Source organism: Streptomyces sp. SID13726, assembly GCF_010548375.1.
In the GTDB taxonomy this organism is placed as follows: domain Bacteria; phylum Actinomycetota; class Actinomycetes; order Streptomycetales; family Streptomycetaceae; genus Streptomyces.
In genome coordinates, this window is sequence record NZ_JAAGLY010000029.1 from 63,267 (window position 1) to 84,709 (window position 21,443).

Sequence of the window (21,443 nt, forward strand, 5' to 3'; positions counted from 1 at the left end):
TCAGGCGAGCTTCGCGTCCAGCGTGATCGGTACGGCCTTCAGGGCCTGGCTGACCGGGCAGTTGGCCTTGGCGTCCGTGGCGGCGGCGACGAAGCCGTCCTCGTCCAGGCCGGGCACGGTGCCCTCGACGGTGAGGTGGATGCCGGTGATGCCCTCACCCGGCTGGAAGGTGACGTCGGCGGAGGTGACGAGCTTGGTGGGCGGGGTGCCGGCACCGGCAAGGCCGTGCGACAGCGCCATGGAGAAGCAGCTGGAGTGGGCGGCGGCGATCAGCTCCTCAGGGCTGGTCTTGCCGTTCGCCTGCTCGGCGCGCGACGGCCACGACACCGGCTGCTGGCCGATGCCGGAGGAGTCGAAGGTGACGACTCCGTTGCCCTCGAGCAGGTTGCCTTCCCAGACGGTGTGTGCGGAGCGCGTGGTAGCCACGGTCAGTCCTTTCCTGTGGTCCCGCTGATGGGGGTGCGGGATCGATCCGATCACACCCTACGACTCAGCTCACCCGGAACACCGGCCCCCGTGAGGTGAACGGCAGCCGAGCCCCCTTCGGGATCAGATACGCGTGCTCGCGGCGTACCCGCAGCACGTCGCACCAGCCGTCCGTGATCACCAGGACCGGGGCGCCGGGCGGGAAGTCGTCGGCGCGGTGCAGCAGGTCGATGCCGGGCTGCAGGACGGTGCCGCCGCGGCCGCGCACCCGGACCCGGCCGGCGATCTCCGTCACGGGCAGATAGCCGGCGTCGTGCGGGGCCGCGTCGCAGAACACGACCCGGGCGGCCGGTACGTCCCGGGCCCCGGCGTACGAGGCGATGGCGCCCAGCGCCTTGCCGAGCAGGGTGCGGTCCATCGAGCCGGAGGTGTCCAGGACCACGCCGAAGGTGCAGCGGGCGATCTCCTCGGGCGGGAAGTAGCGCCCTGCGCGGGGGATGTCGGGGGTGGAGGACTGGCGGCGCGAGGGACGGGCGTAGGACCGCACGGGCCGCGGGCTGGGCACGAACTCGTCGAACCAGCGCGCGAGTCGGGCGTCCCACGGCAGCGGCGGATGGCTGAGCGCGCGGATCTCCTCGACCAGGCCGCCGGGCAGGTGGCCGCGGTCCTTCTGCTGGTGCAGGTCCAGGCCCTGGCACAGGCCCCGGCGGTAGAACTCGTCGAGGTCGACGTGGTCGCGGGGCGATCCGAGCGGGCCGCCGAGGATGTCGCCGACGCCCTTGCCCCGCAGGGTGGCGAGCCGGCGCTGTCTGCGCAGGTCGCCGGCGATGCGGTCGTAGACCTCCTCGGCGGACAGACCGGCGAGCTGCGGGTCGTGCAGCAGCCCCTCGGGCATGGTGCCGACCTCCATCTCGGTCAGCCAGCCGTTGATGACGTAGTCGCAGGCGACGTTGAAGAGAAAGGGGTCGCGGGCGCCGCGGCGGTCGCCGTGGCGCAGGGCGGCGTGCAGCATCTCGTGGGCGAGGATGAACCGCCACTCCTCTTCCTCGAAGGTGCGCAGCGGGTTGACGTAGATCTCCCCGGCCTCGGGGTCGACCGCGGCGATGGAGATGCCGTGGGCGCGGGTGAGTTCGGCGTCGGCGACCAGCTTGATGCCGGCGGCGATGCCGCCGAGGAGGGGGTAGGAGGAGACGAACCAGCTCAGGGCTGCCTGCCAGGGGCGTTTCACGGGTGCCTCGCCGTCCAGCGAGTCCCGTCGTCCGCCGGCCATGTCCATCGCGGCCGACACGGTCCTGGTGAGCGCGGTGGCGAACGCCATCTGGTGGTCCGGGGGTTGGACGGACCAGCCGCGCCAGGGCATCAGCACTTGGTCGGGGCGGTCGTGCGCGGTGCCGCAGTGCTCGTAGGCGGCGGGCAGTCCGTCGCGCCGCCAGCGCGCGGCGAGCCGCTCCTCGTCGCCGTCCGGGTAGGCGGCGGGCAGGTGCTCGGGGGTCTCGCCGACGGGGAAGCCGAGCAGGAAGCGGTTGACGACGACGCAGCGGGCGGCGAGTTCGAACGGGTCCGGCTGGACGCGCGGGCCCCGCACGGCGGGGACGTGCCCGAAGCCGAGGTGCAGGACGGCGTGCGCGAGCGCCCAGGCCCAGGCGGCGGGCTCAGCCAACCGCTGGGGGCTGACGTGGAGTTCGCCGTAGGAGTCGACGACCACGAGCCCGTCCCGGGGCGCGTACTCGCAGGTCTCGTGACGGCAGACGTCGAACTCGACGGCCGCGAGGGCCGGGTTGGTCTTGAGCAGCCGCATGCCCTCGGCGAACGCCTCGGCCGCGAGGTCCCGTTTCTTCTTCTTGTCGGAACCGCGGCTCACCGCCGCGCCTCCACCAGCCGGGGCATGTCACGGGCCGCCTCGACGAGGAACCAGGAGGGCAGTACGGGGTTGCCGTCGGCGTCGGAGGCGATGACGGTCTGGGCCACCTCGACGGAGATCTCGGCGAGCTGGACCAGCAGCGACTTGGCGCGGTACGCGGTCTGCCGGCCGTTCGCCGACATGTGGTCCTTGCTGACCGGGAGTTCCTTGACGAGCCGGCCGCGGAAGGACTCGGCGAGGTAGTAGAGCAGGTCGCGGTCCTCCAGGCGGTTCGGCCAGCGGGCGTCGCCCTTGATGATCGCCTCGATGCCGAACTTGCTGCGCACGATCTTGACGTATCCGCAGAACGCGGTCGCGTGCACCGGGGTCAGGGTGCCGTGCGCGAGGACCTTCAGGGTCTCCTCGTCGAGGTCCCGGCCGAAGGAGTGCAGGGCGTCGGAGAGCATGTGCCAGGAGCGGGGCGTGGAGAAGGGCTCCTCGGTCTTGGGCGGCCTGGACCACAGATGGTCGGGGCGGTCGGTGAGGTGGTCCAGGATCCAGGGGTGGATGCCGTTGCCCGCGGCCCAGACCAGCCAGTCCTTCGCGGACGCCTCCAGGTGGACGTGGGCGAGCCGGTTGACGAGGGCGGAGGCGACGGGCCGGGCGAGGGCGTTGTCGGTGGCGCGGTTCCCGGCGCCGATGACGATGGAGCCCTCGGGGAGTTCGTACTCGCCGATACGGCGGTCCAGGATCAGCGAGTAGAACGCCTTCTGCACGTCCGGGGTGGCCGCGTTCAGCTCGTCCAGGAACAGGCAGTACGGCTCGTCCCTGGCGATGGACTCCGGCGGGCAGAACACCGACCGGCCGTCCCGGATCTGCGGCACCCCGATGAGGTCCTCCGGGGCGAGCTGTGTCCCGATCAGGCTCACGCACTCCAGCCCGAGCGACGCGGCGAACTCCCTGACCAGGGAGGACTTTCCGATGCCGGGCGCGCCCCAGATGAACACCGGCCGGACGGTGGCGAGGCCGAGGAGGAGTTCGGGGATACGGGAGGGCGGGACGGTGACGGCAGCCTGCAAGAGGGGAGCTCCAGGGAGAGTTCGAGAAGAAGGGGGCGACTCGAACAGTGTGGGCGGCGAGCCGGAGGGACGCAGCTGATTTTCCCGGGGCGGGCGGCTACGCGGCCTTCTTCTCCGACTTTTCCGCCTTCTCCGCCTTGTCCACGGGGACTTGGGGGCCGCCCGCCTCGTCCAGCCACGCCCGCAGCAGCTGGTGGACCTGCTCGGCCCCGGCGAGGTCCTGGGGCGGCTCCGACAGGGTGAGCGGCGACAGCAGGAAGGGCTTGGCCTGCGCGCCCCCGAGCCCGCCGTGCGAGCCGATCTGCTCCTCGAAGGCCAGCACCTCGCCGTCGGCCGGATCGAACCACGAGTTGACCATGATGTCGGCGGTGTGCGGGAAGGAGTGCGTGCGCCGGACCGCCTCGGCCGCACCGGGCCCGAAGTCGGCCAACGGCCCCGGATTCTCGTCCAGTTGATCCAGCGGGATCTCGGTGCCGAACGGTCCGAGCACCACCCCGCCGTGCTTCTCGCTGCGCACCAGGAGGAAGCCGATGCCGGGGTGGTTGGCGAGCGTGGTCAGCAGCGCCGGGTGCCGTGCGTCGATCTCCTCCTTGCTCATCCGGTGGTGCACATCGGGGAAGGAGACCAGGCCGAGGTTCCCGGACGCCAGCACGATCGGCTCGGAGCCCCGCGCGGGCCGGTTCAGCTCGCGGCCCTCCTTGCCCGGTCTGCGCAGCGCGGCCCGGACGGCGGCGCGGGCCTCGGCCCCGCTGTGGGTGCGCTCGGCCTTGCGCGGCACGGGCAGTCCGCAGCCGGCCCGGACCAGGTCGCCCAGGGTGAGTCCGTAGCGGGTGCGGAAGGTCTCGCCGGGGCTCTGACCGTGGTCGGACAGGACGACGATCCGGTACGGGCGCGGGGCGTGCTCGGCGACGTTCTCGATCAGCGCGAGCGCCCGGTCCAGCCGCTCCAGGACCTTCGCGGCGTCCCGGCTCGTCGGCCCGGAGTGGTGGGCAACCTCGTCATAGGCGACGAGGTCGGCGTAGACGGCCGTACGGCCCGCGAGCATGTCGCCCATGACGGCGGCGACCACGACGTCCCGCTCGACGACGGTCGCGAAGGCGCGGACCAGCGGGTACAGGCCGCCGCGGCCCACGCGCGGGCGCTCCTTGCGGGCCCGGGCGCGGGTGGACTGGCCGATCTCGCGGCCGACCTCGGCGAAGAAGGACATGGCGGTGCGGACGGCGTTGGCGGGGTCGGAGAAGTAGGCGAAGTAGCCCGCCCGGGAGCGGGTCTCGCGGCTGCGGCGGCGGGTGGCGATGGACAGGACGAGGGCCTGTTCCTCGGCGCCGCCGGAGAAGAGGTTGCCGCGGCTGGCGCCGTCGACGGCGAGCAGTCCGCCGTGGCCGGTGTGCTCGACGGCCCGGCGCTGGAGTTCGACGGCGCTGGTCGGGCGGTTGCAGACCATCACCTCGCCGCGGTCCTTCTCGTACCAGCGGAAGGCGGGGACGTCGTGGTTGCTGCCGTGCAGGATGCCTAGCTGGCTGGCACCGGTCTGGCTGGACCAGTCGGTGCGCCAGGGCGTGAGCCGGTGAGTGGGGCGCGCCCCGCGGCCGGGGACGACGGCGTGGCCGGTCCAGCGGGCGATCGTGGGCATCAGGCCCTTGCCGACGGCGGCGAGCAGGACGTCGTGGCCGACGCCGTCGAGCTGGAGGAAGACGGTGCCCGGGGTGGCCGGTCCCGCGGGGCGGCCTCTGCGGCGGCGGTCGGAGAGGCGGTAGAGACGGCGGCGGTAGGCGTCGTCGTCGCGGACGGCGAGGGCACCGCCGGTGGCGGAGGCGACGGCCGACATGACGGCGGCGACCACGACCGCGGTCTCGGGGGCAGCGTCACCGCGCTCGGCCGGGTTCAGGCGCAGGGCGAGCAGCAGCAGCGCGCCGTTGAGGAAGAAGACCAGGAGCCCGAGCACCAGCGTCGGCACCAGCAGGAAGAGGCGGACCAGCAGCGGCCAGACCACGGCCGACAGCACACCGAAGGCACCGGCCCCGAACGCGGCGGTGACGGCGATCCGGGTCGCGCTGTCGCCGCTCGGTGACTGGAGCCGGAAGTCCGGCAGGATGCCGGCCAGCACGAGCATCGTGAGCGTGGAGACGGCCCACACCGTGATGCTCCGCCCGACCTGACTGGCCACCCGCCGCCAACGCCCTGCGCCCACGCCCCGTCCACCTCACGTCCCGGCCCGTCGTCGCTGCGGGCGCTGGAACCAGCGTGTCACACGGGTCGGACAGTCAGCGTCCGTCGTAGCCCGCGGTCGGCATCGACAGCCTGCGGTGCACGCTGGCCTTCATCTGGGCGTCGTACAACGGCTCGGCGAAACCCACGGTCTCGACCCGGACCCCGCGCCGGGCGCATTCGGCGGTGAACTCCTCCACCGAGGACAGGGCGCTCTCCAGGACCCGGCGGCTGGGGGCCACGAAGACGTCGGTGCCGGGGCGGACGCCGTCCCACAGCACGCAGTGGTCGGCCCGCAGGCCCCGTACCAGAAGTTCCCGCCGCACGGTGTAGCCGCGCTCGGCGGCCCAGCGGGCGCACATGGCGTGCTGGCTGCGGGAGTCCACCAGGAAGGGGTCCGCGTCCAGCTCCTCCAGCGGCGTCAGACTCGCGATCGCCGTGACACGGACCGGTCCCATGGTGTCCCCCTCACCTCCGGGTTTCGCCGCCGACCCTACTCCAGCCCGTAGGCTTCGGGGAGTCGCGCGAAGGAGGCAAAGAGGTGCCGGTGGAGATCACCTGGTGGGGTCACGCGACCTGCACGGTCGCGGATTCGGACGTACGTGTGCTCACCGACCCTCTGTTCGCCCGCCGGCTCGCGCATCTGCGCCGGCGTCGGGGAGCGGTACCACCCCCCGCCGCCTGGCGCGCGGACGTGGCGCTCGTCTCCCATCTGCACGCCGACCACCTGCACGTTCCCTCGCTGGCCCGGCTGGAGCCGGGCACGCGTCTGCTCGTGCCCCGGGGCGCACCACGCCAGGTGCCCGGGCTGCGCCGGCTCACCCACCTCCGGATCGACGAGATGGCACCGGGGGACGAGACGCGCGTGGGCGACCTGGTGATACGCGCCGTCCCCGCGCGGCACGACGGACGGCGGCTGCCGGTCGGACCGCACCGCTCCCCGGCCCTCGGGTACGTCGTCGAGGGCTCGGCGCGGACGTACTTCGCCGGGGACACCGGGCTCTTCGACGACATGGCGAAGGAGGTCGGGCCGGTCGACGTGGCGCTGCTGCCGGTCGGCGGGTGGGGGCCGTATCTCGGGGAGGGACACCTCGACGCGGGGCGCGCGGCCCGGGCGCTGGGCCGGCTGGCGCCGCGCAGCGCGGTGCCGGTGCACTACGGGACGTACTGGCCGATCGGCATGGACGCGGTGCGGCCGCACGAATTCCACGCGCCGGGCGCGGAGTTCGTGCGGCTGTCGGCGGAGTTCGCGCCGGAGGTGGACGTGCACCGGCTGGAGCACGGGGAGAGTGTGCGGCTGGAGGTCGCGCGGTGACGTGGCTGGCGGCGGCCTCCACAGGCGCGACGCCGGGGGCCGCGGGACAGGCGATCGGGTATCCGACCCTGTTCCTGCTGGTGTTCCTGGGGGCGTTGGTGCCGGTGGTGCCCACGGGGGCGCTGGTGAGTTCGGCGGCCGTCGTGGCCTTTCATCAGACGGCGCCTCTCTCGCTGCTGTTCGTGTTCGTGACGGCGTCCACGGCGGCGTTCCTCGGGGACGTGGCGCTGTACTGGCTGGGGCGGCGCGGGATGGGGTCGAAGAACGGGTCGCGGTGGCTGGAGGCGATCCGGTCCCGGGCGCCTGAGGAGCGGCTCGCGCAGGCGCAGGGGAAGCTGGCCGACCACGGGGTGGCCGTGCTGGTGCTGTCCCGGCTAGTGCCGGCGGGGCGGATTCCGGTGATGCTGGCCTGTCTGATGGCCGAGTGGCCGCTCAGGCGGTTCGTGCGGGGGAATCTGCCCGCCTGTCTGGCGTGGGCCGTGACGTATCAGCTGATCGGGATTCTCGGGGGTTCGCTGTTCAAGGAGCCCTGGGAGGGCGTGGTGGCGGCGGTCGCGCTGACCGTGGCGATCAGTGTGGCACCGGGTGTGTGGAAGCGGGTCCGGTCCACCGGCTGACGGCTCATCGGTCCAGCACCCTCGATCCGCCCACCGGCAGGTCCCACAGGTCCTCCCGCGCCAGGCCCGCCTTCTCCCAGGCGTCCCGCACCCGCGTGAGCGGCTCCAGCACCGGTTCCGCCGACAGGACGAAGGTCGCCCAGTGCATGGGGGCCATCCTTCTCGCACCCAGGTCCTGGGCCGCCCGCACCGCCTCCTCCGGGTCGCAGTGGACGTCGCTGAGCCACCAGCGGGGGTCGTAGGCGCCGATGGGGAGCAGGGCGAGATCGATGCCGGGGTAGCGGTCGCCGATGCGGGAGAACCAGTGGCCGTAACCGGTGTCGCCCGCGAAGTAGACGCGTTGGCCGGTCCCGGACGTCATGACCCAGCCGCCCCAGAGGCTGCGGCAGGTGTCGGTGAGGGAGCGCTTGGACCAGTGGTGGGCCGGGACGAAGTCGAAGCGGACGCCGTTCAGTTCGGCCGCCTCCCACCAGTCCAGCTCGGTCACCGCGGTGAACCGGCGGCGGCGGAACCAGCGGGCCAGGCCGGCCGGGACGAGGACCGGGGTGTCGCGCGGCAGGCGGCGCAGGGTCGGGGCGTCGAGGTGGTCGTAGTGGTTGTGGCTGATGACCACCGCGTCGATCCGCGGCAGCGCGCTCCAGTCGATGCCGACCGGGGTGATGCGGGCCGGGGTGCCGAGGATGCGGCGGGACCACACCGGGTCGGTGAGGACGGTCAGGCCGCCGACGCGGACCACCCAACTGGCGTGCCCCGCCCAGGAGACGGCGACGGTGCCGGCGTCCACGGCGGGCAGCGGGCCGGGTTCGTACGGCAGCTTCGGGATGTCGGCGAGACCCTCGGGGCCGGGGCGTACGGCGCCCTCGCGGGCGAAGCGGGCCATGGCCTTCAGACCCGGCAGCGGGGCGGTCAGGCGGTCGTGGAAGGACCGCGGCCACACTCTGCGCTCGCCCAGCGGGCGCGGTTCGGCGAGCGGCGGGGACGGGGGCGCGAAGGAGGACGGGACGGAGGGCTCGTCGGCCACTCGGGTGCTGGTGCTGGTGGTCGACTCGGACTGCTGCGTCATCGAGGAGGCTCCCATCGCTGAGCGTCGTCGCGGAGGTCGTCGAAGACCGACTTCAGGGTGATCAACGCGCGTTGCACGTGTGGCAGTTCCAACGGTGTGGGTGAGCTGAGACATTCCGTGCGCTCCTCGTCCGTTCCGCCGAGCAGCGGGCCGGTGGCGAGCCGTACGCGCGGCGCGCCGAGGTCGTCGCCGAAGCGGTGGCCGCCGGGCGCGGGCATGCCGAGCCGGGCGGTGAGGAAGTCCTCCAGGTCCTGGGCGTCCCCGACGCCCTGCGCGGTGAGCGCGGGGCGCAGGGGGCCGAGGTCGACGTAGAGGTGGCGGCCCGCGCGCGGGGGCCGGGAGAGGGCACCCGCGCCGACGACGACCGCGTGCGCGGCGGCGGCCACGCGCGCGTGGAGGCCCACCACGGCGGTGCGGTGGGCGGTGACCGGCTCGGGCTCGGTGAGGGCGTGGGCGGCGGCCTCGGCGACCGGGGCGGCGACCCGGGCGCCGAGGGCGGTCAGGATGTCCAGCACGCGTGCGCGCAGGCCGTCGCCGTGGCCGTTCGCCGGGAAGCGGGCGAAGGCTGCGGGCCAGCCGGTGGGCAGCAGTCCGCCGGCCAGGTCGGTGACGACGGTGACCCGGTCGGGCAGCATCTCGGCGGGGCTGAGCAGCACCGTCTCCTGCGGGGCGTGCACGGTGTCGCGCCAGGTCTCGTCGCTGACCAGGTGCAGGCCCTCGCCCGCGGCGGCCTCGACGGTCTCGTGCAGCACCTCGGGCGGGGCGACGGTGGCGGTGGGGTCGTCGGCGACGGACAGCACCAGCAGCCGCGGGTCACCGCCCTCGGCACGCACCCGGCGCACGGTCTCCAGGAGGGCGTACGGGTCGGGGACACCGCCGCACTCGGCCGGTGTCGCCACGTGGAAGACGGGTCTGCCCAACAGCCGTGCGTACGGCGCCCACCAGGCGGCGCAGGGGCGAGGCACCAGGACGTCGCCGCCGAGCGCGGCGGTCAGGGCGAGCAGCAGGGAGGGGGCGCCGGGGGCGGCGACCACGTGGTCGGGCCGGGCGGGCAGTCCGCGCCGGGCGGCGTAGCCGCAGGCGGCCTCCAGGAGCGGGGGGCCGCCGCCGACGGGTTCGGCCCGGGGGCGGGCTGCCGCGGCGGCGAGGACGGCGGTGAGGTCGGGCAGTACGGGCAGGCCGTCGTCGGGCAGCGGGGGGCCGTAGCGGACGGGGCCGTGGCCCTCGGGGTCCGTCCGCATGGTCACCTCCGTGCGCCGCTCTCGGCGGGCTCTTCCGGTCCGCCGTCTCGTTCTCGCGCGCCTCGCGCGTTCCTCGCGTTCTCCGTACCCACACGGCCACCAGGCCATGGGCGCCCGTGCGGGTTGCACCGGTCACACGGCTCCGGCGTTTCGCCTCAGACGTCCGCCGCGGGGGCCTTGCGGCGCAGCCGGTAGACGGCGCCCGCCCCGGCGCCCGCGATCAGCAGGCCGCCGACGACCAGCGCGGGCACGTTGTCGGTGAAGGTGCCGCCCTGGCCGGCCCGGACGGGGCGCTGGATGGCGGCGGCGTCGCAGGTCTCGGTGCGCGGTTCGGCGCACGGACGGCGACCGCCGCCGCTGTCGGTGCCGCCGCGCCGGACGGTGAAGGTGGCGCTCCACGCCTTGCCCGGTCCGCGGTCCGCGCCGGGGCAGGTGCCATCGACGGTCCACGCGGAGTCCGGGCCGACGCCGTCGGCGCCGTCCTGGAGCTCCTGGTCGGCGGCGACGCGCGCGGTGCCGCGGTAGGCGGGCCCGGCCGTCGCGTTGTCGTTCGCAGGCACCAGTTGCAGTCGGACGGTGTCCGTGTCGAACGCCTCCGAGGTGGCGTCGAGAGTCGCGGGCGGTGTGCCCGCGCCGGGGTCGCAGGTGACGGACACGGTGACGCTGCCGCCCGGCTGGACACTGCTCGGACTGACCTCGGCGGCCGGGTCCGCGAAGGCGGTCGGCACGGACGCGCCCAGGGCGATCCCGAGCACGGGCAGGACGACGGACAGGGCCCGGAGACGGGCGGTGCGGCGCATGGGGCGGACTCCTTCGGCCGACGGCTGCGGGGCCCGTCGTCGGGCGTCGGGGTGGCGACGACCGGGCCGAGGGCGCGACGGTCGCACCCACGGCCATCACAGCCCGGCCCTCCCCGTCCCGCGCGCGGCCGGAGGCCATTGGCGGGACGGGGAGGGCCGAGTGGGTGACGCCGGGGGCGGGCCGTCACGCGGGGCTGGGGCCGATGACACGGCCCGTCACCCGGTGCTCAGCACGCAGTACTCAGTGATCAGTGCTCAGACCTCGCAGCTCATCGCACGGGCTCACGCCGCCGCGTCGCGCATGATCTGTTCGCGCAGCCGTCCGCAGCAGCGGCTGATCAGCCGGGACACGTGCATCTGGGAGATGCCCAGCTGCTCGGCGATCCGGCTCTGGGTCATGTCGCCGAAGAACCGCATGTAGAGGATGGCGCGCTCCCGCTCGGGCAGCGCGGCCAGCCGGGGCTTGACGGACTCGCGGTCGACGACCGTGTCCAGCGCGGGGTCCGGCGAGCCGAGGGCGTCGGCGAGCGAGTAGCCGTCCTCGCTGCCCGGCAGTTCGGCGTCGAGGGAGAGCGCGGTGAAGCTCTCCAGGGCCTCCAGACCGACCAGCACGTCCGCCTCGCTCATGCGTGCGTGCTCGGCTATCTCGGCGACGGTGGGCCGGCGCCCCTGGACCGTCTGGGAGAGGTCCTGGCAGGCGAAGCGGACGCGGTTGCGCAGGTCCTGGACCCGGCGCGGCACATGCAGGGTCCACATGTGGTCGCGGAAGTGCCGCTTGATCTCGCCGGTGATGGTGGGGACGGCGTAGCTCTCGAAGGCGTTGCCGCGTGCGGGGTCGTAGCGGTCGACGGCCTTGACCAGGCCGAGGGCGGCGACCTGACGCAGGTCGTCGAAGCTCTCACCGCGGCTGCGGAAGCGGCCGGCCAGCCGGTTGGCCATGGGCAGCCAGGCCTCGACGACCTGTCCGCGCAGGGTGTCGCGCTCGGCGCCCGGAGGCAGTGCGGCCAGCCTGCGGAAGGCCTCGGCCGTGTCGGGGGCGTCGTCGTGCGGGTGGTGCTTCGCGCTCACTGGAGTGGGCATGTGCGTCGCAACTCCCTAGATCGTGCTCTGGGTTGGACGAGCGACGTGGGAGAGCGTCTGGGAGAAGAGACCGGGGCAGACGCGACCGTGGCGGCATGGGCCGCTCCCACGGACGTGCCTCCGGTCCGAAGCACTGAGACTGCGCCTGCCCCCGGCACCGCATGGCAAACACCGGGGCAGGTTTTCCGCCGGTCCGCAGGGTGACTCGTAAGGCTGCCTGTGCCATCCATGTCCGGGAGGTCAGTCCATGAGCACCAAGGTGTCCGATCACATCCTCGAGCGGCTGCGCGAGTGGGGTGTGGACCATGTCTTCGGCTATCCGGGCGACGGCATCAACGGTCTGCTGGCGGCCTGGGGCCGGGCCGACGACCAGCCGCGGTTCGTGCAGTCGCGGCACGAGGAGATGTCCGCGTTCGAGGCGGTGGGCTACGCCAAGTTCAGCGGCCGTCTCGGAGTGTGCGCGGCGACCTCAGGGCCCGGCGCGATCCATCTGCTCAACGGCCTGTACGACGCGAAGCTGGACCATGTGCCGGTGCTGGCGATCGTCGGCCAGACGCACCGCACCGCGATGGGCGGCTCGTACCAGCAGGAGGTGGACCTGCACACCCTGTTCAAGGACGTGGCCTCGGAGTTCGTGGAGACGGTGACGGTCCCCGAGCAGCTGCCGAACGTCCTGGACCGGGCGATCCGCACCGCGTACGCCCGCCGTTGCCCCACGGCGATCATCGTCCCGGGCGACGTCCAGGAGCTCAACTACTCGGCTCCCACACACGAGTTCAAGATGGTGCCGTCCAGCCTGGACCGCAGCGCCTGGACTGCGGTGCCCTCCGAGGAATCGCTGGAGCGGGCCGCGGAGATCCTCAACTCCGGTGACAAGCCCGCGATCCTGATCGGTCAGGGCGCGGCCGGAGCGCGGGCCGAGGTGGAGCGGATCGCCGAACTGCTCGGCGCGGGCGTCGCCAAGGCGCTGCTCGGCAAGGACGCCCTGAGCGACGAACTCCCTTATGTCACCGGGTCGATCGGCCTGCTGGGCACCCAGGCGTCGTACGAACTCATGCGAGACTGCGACACGCTGCTGACCATCGGATCTTCCTTCCCCTACACGCAGTTCCTGCCGGAGTTCGGCAAGGCGCGCGGTGTGCAGATCGACATCGACCCGAACATGATCGGGATGCGTTATCCCTACGAGGTCAACCTCGTCGGCGACTCGAAGGCCACCCTCCAGCGGCTGATCCCGATGCTCGACGTGGAGCGCGGCGGGCGCGAGTGGTACGACACGGTGTGCGACAACGTCTCACGCTGGCACGGGGTGATGGAGCGGCGGGCGCAGCAGTCGGCGGACCCGATCAACCCGGAGTACGTGGCGCGTGCCCTGGACCCGCTGCTGCCCGACAACGCGATCGTCACCTCGGACTCCGGCTCCACCGCCAACTGGTACGCCCGGCATCTGACCATGCGGCCCGGGATGCGTTCGTCGCTCTCCGGCACGCTGGCGACGATGGGCCCGGGGGTGCCGTACGCCATCGGCGCGAAGTTCGCGCATCCGGACCGGCCCGCGATCGCGCTGGTCGGGGACGGGGCGATGCAGATGAACGGGCTCGCGGAGCTCATCACGGCGGCGAAGTACCGGGAGCTGTGGGAGGATCCGCGGCTGATCGTGGCCGTCTGGAACAACCACGACCTCAACCAGGTGACCTGGGAGATGCGGGCCATGGAGGGTGCCCCGTCCTTCCTGCCCTCGCAGCAGCTCCCGGACGTCCAGTACGCCGCGTTCGCCCGCTCGCTCGGCCTGACCGGGATCCGGGTGGAGAAGCCGGAGGACGTCGAGGCCGCCTGGCGGGCCGGCCTTGAGGCGGACGGGCCCGCGGTCCTGGAGTTCCTCACCGACCCGGCCGTACCGCCGATCCCGCCGCACGCGACCTGGGAGCAGATGGAGGCCACGGCCGCCTCGATCCTCAAGGGCGACGCGGACCGGGCGTCCATGGTGAAGCAGGGCTTCAAGGCGAAGGTGCAGGAGTTCCTGCCGGGGCGGGAGAAGAAGTAGCCACGGGAGAGGGAACAGCCACCGGGAGGGCGTCCGGTTCGGTCCGGTCGCCCTTCGGCTCGGGCAGCATCAGCTCCTCGTACCGGCCCAGCGCGAGCACCACGCCGAGCATGAGGATCGGTATGAGCGCGGCGAGGGCCACCATCGCCATGTCCTTCCCGGGGGAGGTGCGCGGGGGGTCCGGGCCGGGTCTCCGCGCTTCCGTGGGGCAAACCTCGTGTCGGCCTCCGGTCCTCGGGTACGCGGTGCGGACCCCGAAGATCTGGAGGGAGACATGCAGCGAGGCAGCGACCGGCTGAGCCGCCACCGCGACGACGAGATGAAGCACGAACTCCAGGGTCTGCTCCGCTCCGGGCACCCCACCCGGAGCGAGGAGTGGAACGACCCGGAGCCGACCGCCGACGACGATCCGCAGGTCTGGGGCGGGCCCGTGGCGCCGGGCAGCGCCGGGGCGTCCCTGGAGACCGTCCGGCTCGAACTGGCCCGTGTCCTGAGCCGCGGTTCGTTCCCCGCCACCGCCGGGCGGCTGGCGCGGGTGCTGCGCCGGGAGAACGCCCCCGACGTCCTCGTCGAGGCCGTGGAGGGGCTGCCGCCGAAGGAGAGCTACGGCGGCCTCCAGGAACTCGCGCGGGCGCTGACCGCGACGGAGGGCGCGCCGTGACGGCCGAGCTGGTACGGGACGTGATGACGCCCGGTGTGGTGGCCGTGCGCCCGGACGCCTCGCTGGTCGAGGCGGCACGGCTGATGCGCTCGCAGGACATCGGCGATGTGGTGGTGGCCGACGGCCAGCGGGTCGTCGGGATGCTCACCGACCGGGACATCACGGTCCGTGCCGTCGCCGACGGCGTGGACCCGCTGACGGTGAGCGCCCGGTCGGTGTGCACGCCCGATCCGCTGACGGTCGCCCCGGGCGACCCGGTGGAGCAGGCGGTCGCGCTGATGCGCGCGCACGCCGTACGCCGGCTGCCGGTCGTCGAGGACGGCCTGCCCGTCGGCATGGTGAGCCTCGGGGACCTCGCCGAGGCCGGGGACTCGCGGTCGGCGCTCGCGGACGTCAGCCGGGCCGATCCGGAAGCCGTCGGCCCAGCCCATCGGGAAGCCGCTCCGGAGCCCGGTCGGGAAGCCGGGGCAGCCGGATGACCCGGGCCCGGGCCGCCGAGATCAGCGCAACCGGTGCCACGGTCGACGTGGGTGACGTGACCACCCGCTATCTCCTCTACGGGCTGCTGCCCAGCTGGTTCGTGCCGGGGCTCGCCGACTGGGTGATGCACCGGCGCACCCGGATCGAGGAGACGTCGGGCACCAAGGAGTCCCTGATCCACTCCCTGATGATGGCGGAGGTCGGCATCCCCATCGCGCTGACCCTGCGCTACGAGGTCAACCCCCTGCTGCTCACCGTGCAGTTGGGCGGCGCCGCGGTGCACGAGGCGACCGCGCTGTGGGACGTGCGTACGGCGGTGGAGAGCGACCGTGAGGTCAAGCCGCTGGAGCAGCACATCCACAGCTTTCTGGAGTCGCTGCCGTTCGGCGCGCTGGCCGCCCTGATGTGTCTGCACGCCGACCAGGTCAGGGCCCTGACGCGCGGTGGACGGGGACACCGGGACGCCTGGCGGCTCGTGCCCCGGCGCCGGCCGCCGTCGCCCGCCTATCTCGCGGGCATCGGCGCCGCGATCGGCACCTGTGTGCTGCTGCCCTACGGGGAGGAGCTGTTGCGCTGCGTGCGCACAGCCCGTGCAAGGAAGAAGCTTTCCAGGAAAGGCAGTTGAACCATCATGCGCATCGCGTTTCTGACCGCGCCCGAGGGTGTCGAGCAGATCGAGCTCACCGATCCGTGGCAGGCGGCGGTGGACGCGGGCCACGAGCCCGTGCTCGTCTCGACGCGGCCCGGGAGGATCCAGGCCTTCAACCACCTCGACAAGGGCGACACGTTCCCCGTGCAGGAGGTCGTGGGCGAGACGTCCGCGGACTCCTTCGGCGGGCTGGTGCTGCCGGGCGGGGTCGCCAACCCCGACCTCCTGAGGACCGACGAGAGGGCCGTCGCGTTCGTGCGCGCCTTCTTCGAACAGGGCCGCCCGGTGGCCGCGATCTGCCACGCGCCCTGGACGCTCGTCGAGGCGGACGTCGTACGGGGCCGCGTGCTCACCTCCTGGCCGAGCCTTCGCACCGACATCCGCAACGCGGGCGGCTCCTGGGTGGACGAGCAGGTCAAGGTCTGCGACCACGGGAACAACAAGCTGGTCACCAGCCGCAAACCGGACGACCTCAAGGCGTTCTGCGAGACGTTCCTCGACGTGTTCACGAAGGAGGCCGCGTGATGGACCGCACCGACGGCCGGCCCGCTGACCCCGCCGACCCCGCCGACCGCAAGCAGCGCCAACGTGAGGGCTTCCACGCCGACGACCCGGCCGCCCGGCCGCTCACCACCGACCAGGGCGTCGAGGTCGACCACACCGACGACTCGCTCGCCGCCGGTGAGCGCGGTCCGACGCTCATGGAGGACTTCCACTTCCGGGAGAAGCTCACCCACTTCGACCATGAGCGGATCCCGGAGCGGGTGGTGCACGCGCGGGGCGCGGGCGCGTACGGCTACTTCGAACCGTACGAGTCCTGCGCCGAGTTCACCCGCGCCGCCTTCCTCCAGGACCCGGCGGTCCGTACGCCGGTCTTCGTGCGGTTCTCGACCGTGCAGGGCCCGAAGGGCTCGGCGGACACCGTGCGGGACGTGCGCGGCTTCGCCACCAAGTTCTATACGTCCGAGGGCAATTACGACCTGGTCGGGAACAACTTCCCGGTCTTCTTCATCCAGGACGGCATCAAGTTCCCCGACTTCGTGCACGCGGTGAAGCCCGAGCCGCACAACGACATCCCGACCGGAGCCTCCGCGCACGACACCCTGTGGGACTTCGTGTCGCTCCAGCCGGAGACGCTGCACGCGATCATGTGGCTGATGTCGGACCGGGCGATCCCGCGCAGCTACCGCATGATGCAGGGCTTCGGCGTGCACACCTTCCGGTTCGTGAACGCCGAGGGGCGCGGCACGTTCGTGAAGTTCCACTGGAAGCCGCGGCTGGGCTCGCACTCGCTGGTGTGGGACGAGGCCCAGGAGTGCCAGGGCCGTGACCCGGACTTCAACCGGCGCGACCTGTGGGACTCGATCGCGGCCGGCGAGTACCCGGAGTGGGAGCTGGGTGTCCAACTGGTGCCGGAGGAGGACGAGTTCGCCTTCGACTTCGACCTGCTGGACGCCACGAAGCTGATCCCGGAGGAGCAGGTGCCGGTCCGGCCGATCGGGCGGATGGTGCTGGACCGCAACCCGGAGAACTTCTTCGCCGAGACCGAGCAGGTCGCCTTCCACACGGCCAACGTCGTCCCCGGTATCGACTTCACCAACGACCCGCTGCTCCAGGCCCGCAACTTCTCCTATCTGGACACCCAGTTGATCCGGCTCGGCGGGCCCAACTTCGCCCAGCTGCCGGTGAACCGTCCGGTGGCGCCGGTGCGCACCAACCAGCGCGACGGCTACCACCAGGGCGCGATCCACCAGGGCACGAACTACTTCCCGAACTCCCTCGGCGGCGGCTGCCCGGCCCACGCCGGTGTGGACGGGAAGGCGTTCACGCACTACGCGGAGCGCGTGGACGGGCACAAGATCCGGCGGCGCAGCCCGAGTTTCCAGGACCACTACAGCCAGCCGGCGCTGTTCTGGAACAGCATGACCGACTGGGAGAAGCAGCACATCGTCGCGGCGTTCCGGTTCGAGCTGGGCAAGGTCGGCGCGCGGGCGGTGCGGGCCCGTACCGTCGAGCAACTCGCCAAGGTGAACGGGGAGTTGGCGGCCGAGGTGGCGCGCGGTATCGGGGTGCCGCAGCCGCCCGGGCCCGCCACGGAGCCGACCAAGCTCGCCTCCCCCGCGCTCAGCCTGGAGGCGCAGCGGGGCGACGGATCGATCCGCACCCGGCAGATCGCGGTCCTCGTCACCGACGGGATCGACGCCGAGCAGGTGACCTCGGTGCGGGAGCGGCTGGCCGCCGAGGGCGCGATCGTGGAGGCGCTGGCACCGGCGGACGGCGAGGTGCGGGGCGCCGACGGGGAGCTGTACACCGTCGACCGCGCGCTGCCGACCGTGGCCTCGGTGCTCTACGACGCCGTACTGCTGCCCGGCGGCCCGGTGGGCACCCCGCCCGCGGCCGGCGATCCGGACGCGATGCGCTTCGTGCGGGACGCCTACCGGCACGGCAAGCCGGTGGCCGCGCTCGGTTCGGGCGTCGGGATCCTGTCGTCGCTGGAGCCGGAGGGGCTGCGGCTGTCCACCGAGTTCCACCGTGTGGTGGCCGACCACGGCGTGGTGACCGAGACGTCGCCGGGTCCGGCGGGCGAGGAGTTCCTGGACGCGTTCGTGGCGTCGATCGCCGCGCACCGCCACTGGGACCGGCTGCCGACCCGGCACTGAGTCCCCGGGCACGACACACGGCACACGACACCGGTGACCCGCTGATCACGTGATCGGCGGGTCACCGTTTCACTGTCGCGGCCTCCGTCAGTCCAGCGCCGGAGTCACCGTCCGCCGTCGCAGCCCCCGTCAGTCCAGCGCCGGGGTCGCCGACTCCCCCCGCCGCCGGTCCCTGGCCCCTTCCCGCGTGCGGCCCGCCGCCACCATGCGGTGCGGGTTACGACGCAGATACTCGCCCTCCAGGCGGGCCATGCGCTCGTTGTGGGCCCTGAGGGCGTCGTTCGAGCCGTAGAGCAGCGTGTCGTGGCGCGTGCGGTGGATGGTCTCCAGCTCCTTCATGAGCTGTTGGTCGTCCAGCCGGCTGGGGTCGACTCCGGTCATCGTGGTACCCCGCTCGTCGTGTCCGTCGATGCGCTTCGGGTACCCGCCCGGCGAGCACTACCGCACTGCCCCCGAGCGGCATCCGGGAGGGAACCATGGATCTCGCTTTCCTGCATCCACTCTACGAACATCCGGGCCCCTGGGCCTCCGTGTACGTCGACACCTCACGTCACACGGCGGACACGCCCCACGAACGCCTGCTCACAGCCGCGGCGGCGGCCCGCGAGCTGTCCCGGCAGGGGGCCGACGAGGCGACCTGCCGGGCCGTACGGGAGTCCCTGGAGGAGCTGCGGCACTCGTCCGAGCCGCACGGCCGGGCCGTCTTCGCGCGGGCCGGCGAGGTCGCCCTGCGCCTGCCCCTGACCAGGTCCCCCGACGGGAGCCTGGTCCGCTGGGCCGCGCTGCCGCATGCCGCGCCGCTGCTGGAACTGGCCGGTGAGGACCCGGTGTGCGTGGTGGCGTACGTCGACCGCAAGGGTGCCGACATCGAGCTGCGCGGGGCCTTCGGACGGCAGGGCGCCGGGGCGGTCTCCGGCCGGCCGTGGCCCGTGCACCGGACGTCCTCGTCGGACTGGTCGGAGCGGCACTTCCAGCTGCGGGTGGAGAACACCTGGGAGCACAACGCGGCCGAGATCGCCGACGCGCTCGCCGTCTGCCAGGAGGAGACCGGCGCCGACCTGCTGGTCCTCGTCGGCGACGAGCGCGAGAAGCGGTCCGTGCACGAGCGGCTGCCGAAGCGGCTGCACGCGCTGGTCGTCGAGGCGGGACACGGCGCCGGCAGCCGGCTGCTCGACGAGGACGTCGAGGACGCCCGCGCGGGGCATGTACGGCAGCGCGCGGAGCGCGAGCTGGAACGGTTCCGCGCGGCCCGGGCACCGGGCGACGACGGGCGTCCCGGGGCCGTGGAGGGCGTGCCCGCGCTGGTCGAGGCGGCGCGTGAGCACCGTATCGACGAGCTGCTGGTCCACCCGGACGGCCCCGACGCGCACCGCGAGGTGTGGATCGGCGAGGACCCCGACCAGCTGGCGGTCCGCCGTACGGATCTGAAGATCCTCGGCGAGCAGAACTCCTGGTCGGCCCGCGCGGACGACGCGCTGATCAGGTCGGCGGTGGCGACGGGGGCGCCGGCGCTGTCCGTCACCGCCGACGAGGCGCCGGTGGGCGGCCTGGGCGCCCTGCTGCGCTGGGCCTGAGAGCCCTCGGGCGCCGGGTCTACCGGGCCCGCTCCACGCGCCGCTCGTCCCACACCGGCCCGTCGCTCTCCCGCACCCGCCCGTCCGAGCCGAAGACCAGATAGCGGTCGAAGGACCGGGCGAACCAGCGGTCGTGCGTGACGGCGAGGACCGTGCCGTCGAAGGCCTCCAGGCCCTCCTGAAGGGCCTCGGCGGACTCCAGGTCGAGGTTGTCCGTGGGCTCGTCCAGGAGGAGCGCGGTGACGCCCTGGAGCTCCAGGAGCAGGATCTGGAAACGGGCCTGCTGGCCGCCGGAGAGCCGGTCGAAGCTCTGCTCGGCCTGGCCGGTCAGCTCGTAGCGGCGCAGCCGGGACATCGCCGGGCCCCGGTCCTGGGCGTGCTCCTTCCAGAGGATGTCCAGCAGGGTCCGGCCGAACAGCTCGGGGTGGGCGTGGGTCTGCGCGAAGTGTCCGGGCACCACGCGCGCCCCGAGCTTCCACTCCCCCGTGTGCGCCACGCCGGAGTCTCCCGCGAGGAGCCGCAGGAAGTGCGACTTGCCGGAGCCGTTGGAGCCGAGCACGGCGACGCGCTCGCCGTAGAAGACCTCCAGGTCGAAGGGTTTCATCAGCCCGGTCAGCTCAAGTCCCTTGCAGGTGACGGCCCTTACGCCGGTACGGCCGCCCTTGATCCGCATCTTGATGTCCTGCTCGCGCGGCGGCTCGGGCGGCGGACCGGCCTCCTCGAACTTGCGCAGGCGGGTCTGGGCGGCCTGGTACCGGGAGGACAACTCATGGCTGATGGAGGCGGCCTGACGGAGGTTCAGCACCAGCTTCTTCAGCTGCGCGTGCTTCTCGTCCCAGCGCCTGCGCAACTCCTCGAAGCGCGCGAAGCGTTCGCGCCGGGCCTCGTGGTAGGTGGCGAAACCGCCTCCGTGCACCCAGGCGTCCGCCCCGGCCGGCGAGGGCTCCACCGACACGATCTTCTCGGCGGCCCGGGACAGCAGTTCCCGGTCGTGGGAGACGAAGAGGACCGTCTTGCGGGTCTCCTTGAGCCGCTCCTCCAGCCAGCGCTTGCCGGGCACGTCGAGGTAGTTGTCCGGCTCGTCGAGCAGCAGCACCTCGTCGGCGCCGCGCAGCAGCGCCTCCAGCACGAGCCGCTTCTGCTCACCGCCGGACAGCGTCCGCACCTGCCGGAACTGCGCCTTGTCGTACGGCACCCCGAGCGCGGCCATGGTGCACATGTCCCACAGCGTCTCGGCCTCGTAGCCGCGCACCTCGGCCCAGTCGGCCAGGGCCTGCGCGTACTTCAGCTGGGCGGCCTCGTCGTCCACGGTCATGATCAGATGCTCGGCCCGGTCCACGGCCCCGGCGGCCTCCCTGATCCGGGGCGACGCCACCGACACCAGCAGATCCCGTACGGTCGACTCGTCCCGCACGGACCCCACGAACTGCCGCATCACCCCGAGCCCGCCACTCACGGTGACGGTCCCGCCGTGCGGCTTCAGCTCCCCCGAGATCAGCCGCAGCAGGGTGGTCTTCCCGGCCCCGTTGGGCCCGACCAGGGCCACGACAGCCCCTTCGCCCACCCGGAACGACACATCGCCGAGCAGCGCCCTCCCGTCGGGGAGGTAGTACTCGAGGTGTGCGGCTTCCAGATGTCCCATGGGCCGCATTGTCGACGCAGAAGCAAGACCTGGGCAAACGCATAACTCACGGTGCCGGAAGCCA

General features: G+C 72.8%; 20 protein-coding genes. 9 read left to right on the top strand and 11 right to left on the bottom strand.

Translation table 11 applies throughout. The features are described from left to right. The 5 genes from G3I78_RS41290 to G3I78_RS41310 all read right to left on the bottom strand — a co-directional run bounded on the left by G3I78_RS41290 (position 1) and on the right by G3I78_RS41310 (position 6,011). Complete coding sequence (locus tag G3I78_RS41290; RefSeq protein WP_164434580.1) at positions 1-426, bottom strand: OsmC family protein; 426 nt, start codon at positions 424-426, stop codon at positions 1-3. A gap of 64 nt (positions 427-490) precedes the next feature. Then, entirely contained in the window at positions 491-2,224 is a 1,734-nt protein-coding gene (locus G3I78_RS41295; protein WP_164434658.1) for a hypothetical protein, read from the bottom strand. Between the two features lie 59 nt (positions 2,225-2,283). Next, positions 2,284-3,345 (bottom strand): MoxR family ATPase, encoded by a 1,062-nt coding sequence (locus G3I78_RS41300; protein ID WP_164434582.1) that lies wholly within the window; start codon positions 3,343-3,345, stop codon positions 2,284-2,286. Between the two features lie 97 nt (positions 3,346-3,442). Next, positions 3,443-5,536, bottom strand: a complete 2,094-nt coding sequence (locus G3I78_RS41305; RefSeq protein ID WP_164434583.1) for a phage holin family protein — start codon at positions 5,534-5,536, stop codon at positions 3,443-3,445. 73 nt (positions 5,537-5,609) lie between these two features. Continuing rightward, positions 5,610-6,011: a hypothetical protein gene (locus tag G3I78_RS41310; RefSeq protein ID WP_164434585.1), complete on the bottom strand. Its 402-nt coding sequence runs from the start codon at positions 6,009-6,011 to the stop codon at positions 5,610-5,612. An 83-nt stretch (positions 6,012-6,094) separates the two neighbouring features. Here G3I78_RS41310 and G3I78_RS41315 point away from each other — a divergent pair, with 83 nt between their 5' ends. Both G3I78_RS41315 and G3I78_RS41320 read left to right on the top strand, forming a co-directional pair. Continuing rightward, the gene (locus G3I78_RS41315; protein ID WP_164434587.1) at positions 6,095-6,868 is read left to right on the top strand and encodes an MBL fold metallo-hydrolase; all 774 of its coding nucleotides are present in this window, start codon (positions 6,095-6,097) and stop codon (positions 6,866-6,868) included. Then, positions 6,865-7,485 (top strand): VTT domain-containing protein, encoded by a 621-nt coding sequence (locus tag G3I78_RS41320; RefSeq protein ID WP_164434589.1) that lies wholly within the window; start codon positions 6,865-6,867, stop codon positions 7,483-7,485. The genes G3I78_RS41315 and G3I78_RS41320 overlap by 4 nt, the downstream gene beginning before the upstream one ends. 4 nt (positions 7,486-7,489) lie before the next feature. On the opposite strand, the gene G3I78_RS41325 is transcribed toward G3I78_RS41320, so the two are convergent. The 4 genes from G3I78_RS41325 to G3I78_RS41340 form a co-directional block, all read right to left on the bottom strand. Further along, positions 7,490-8,548, bottom strand: coding sequence for an MBL fold metallo-hydrolase (locus G3I78_RS41325; protein ID WP_164434591.1), 1,059 nt, complete (start codon positions 8,546-8,548; stop codon positions 7,490-7,492). Continuing rightward, positions 8,545-9,789 (bottom strand): aminotransferase class I/II-fold pyridoxal phosphate-dependent enzyme, encoded by a 1,245-nt coding sequence (locus G3I78_RS41330; protein WP_164434592.1) that lies wholly within the window; start codon positions 9,787-9,789, stop codon positions 8,545-8,547. The genes G3I78_RS41325 and G3I78_RS41330 overlap by 4 nt, the downstream gene beginning before the upstream one ends. 155 nt (positions 9,790-9,944) lie before the next feature. Continuing rightward, complete coding sequence (locus G3I78_RS41335) at positions 9,945-10,589, bottom strand: hypothetical protein (protein ID WP_164434594.1); 645 nt, start codon at positions 10,587-10,589, stop codon at positions 9,945-9,947. Between the two features lie 282 nt (positions 10,590-10,871). Continuing rightward, positions 10,872-11,669, bottom strand: a complete 798-nt coding sequence (locus tag G3I78_RS41340) for an RNA polymerase sigma factor SigF (RefSeq protein ID WP_164434596.1) — start codon at positions 11,667-11,669, stop codon at positions 10,872-10,874. A 247-nt stretch (positions 11,670-11,916) separates the two neighbouring features. Here G3I78_RS41340 and G3I78_RS41345 point away from each other — a divergent pair, with 247 nt between their 5' ends. From G3I78_RS41345 to G3I78_RS41375, 6 genes are all read left to right on the top strand, one after another. Then, positions 11,917-13,713 carry a thiamine pyrophosphate-requiring protein gene (locus G3I78_RS41345; protein ID WP_164434598.1) on the top strand — a complete coding sequence of 599 codons (1,797 nt, stop codon included), beginning with the start codon at positions 11,917-11,919 and terminating at the stop codon, positions 13,711-13,713. A 274-nt stretch (positions 13,714-13,987) separates the two neighbouring features. Further along, positions 13,988-14,374, top strand: coding sequence for a DUF2795 domain-containing protein (locus tag G3I78_RS41355; RefSeq protein ID WP_164434601.1), 387 nt, complete (start codon positions 13,988-13,990; stop codon positions 14,372-14,374). Beyond that, the gene (locus tag G3I78_RS41360; protein WP_343243973.1) at positions 14,371-14,853 is read left to right on the top strand and encodes a CBS domain-containing protein; all 483 of its coding nucleotides are present in this window, start codon (positions 14,371-14,373) and stop codon (positions 14,851-14,853) included. Before G3I78_RS41355 ends, G3I78_RS41360 begins: the two co-directional genes overlap by 4 nt. Beyond that, a complete protein-coding gene (locus G3I78_RS41365) occupies positions 14,850-15,479 on the top strand; it encodes a diguanylate cyclase (RefSeq protein WP_164434603.1) in 630 nt (209 codons plus the stop codon). The genes G3I78_RS41360 and G3I78_RS41365 overlap by 4 nt, the downstream gene beginning before the upstream one ends. A gap of 6 nt (positions 15,480-15,485) precedes the next feature. Continuing rightward, a complete protein-coding gene (locus tag G3I78_RS41370; protein ID WP_164434606.1) occupies positions 15,486-16,028 on the top strand; it encodes a type 1 glutamine amidotransferase domain-containing protein in 543 nt (180 codons plus the stop codon). After that, positions 16,028-18,163, top strand: coding sequence for a catalase (locus tag G3I78_RS41375; RefSeq protein ID WP_164434608.1), 2,136 nt, complete (start codon positions 16,028-16,030; stop codon positions 18,161-18,163). The genes G3I78_RS41370 and G3I78_RS41375 overlap by 1 nt, the downstream gene beginning before the upstream one ends. Positions 18,164-18,292: 129 nt before the next feature. Here the strand turns inward: G3I78_RS41375 and G3I78_RS41380 are convergent, their stop codons facing one another. Continuing rightward, positions 18,293-18,574, bottom strand: coding sequence for a DUF6158 family protein (locus G3I78_RS41380; RefSeq protein WP_164434663.1), 282 nt, complete (start codon positions 18,572-18,574; stop codon positions 18,293-18,295). 65 nt (positions 18,575-18,639) lie between these two features. Here G3I78_RS41380 and G3I78_RS41385 point away from each other — a divergent pair, with 65 nt between their 5' ends. Next, positions 18,640-19,737, top strand: a complete 1,098-nt coding sequence (locus G3I78_RS41385) for a Vms1/Ankzf1 family peptidyl-tRNA hydrolase (RefSeq protein WP_164434610.1) — start codon at positions 18,640-18,642, stop codon at positions 19,735-19,737. A gap of 19 nt (positions 19,738-19,756) precedes the next feature. On the opposite strand, the gene G3I78_RS41390 is transcribed toward G3I78_RS41385, so the two are convergent. Then, entirely contained in the window at positions 19,757-21,379 is a 1,623-nt protein-coding gene (locus G3I78_RS41390; RefSeq protein WP_164434612.1) for an ATP-binding cassette domain-containing protein, read from the bottom strand. Positions 21,380-21,443 lie beyond the last annotated feature (64 nt).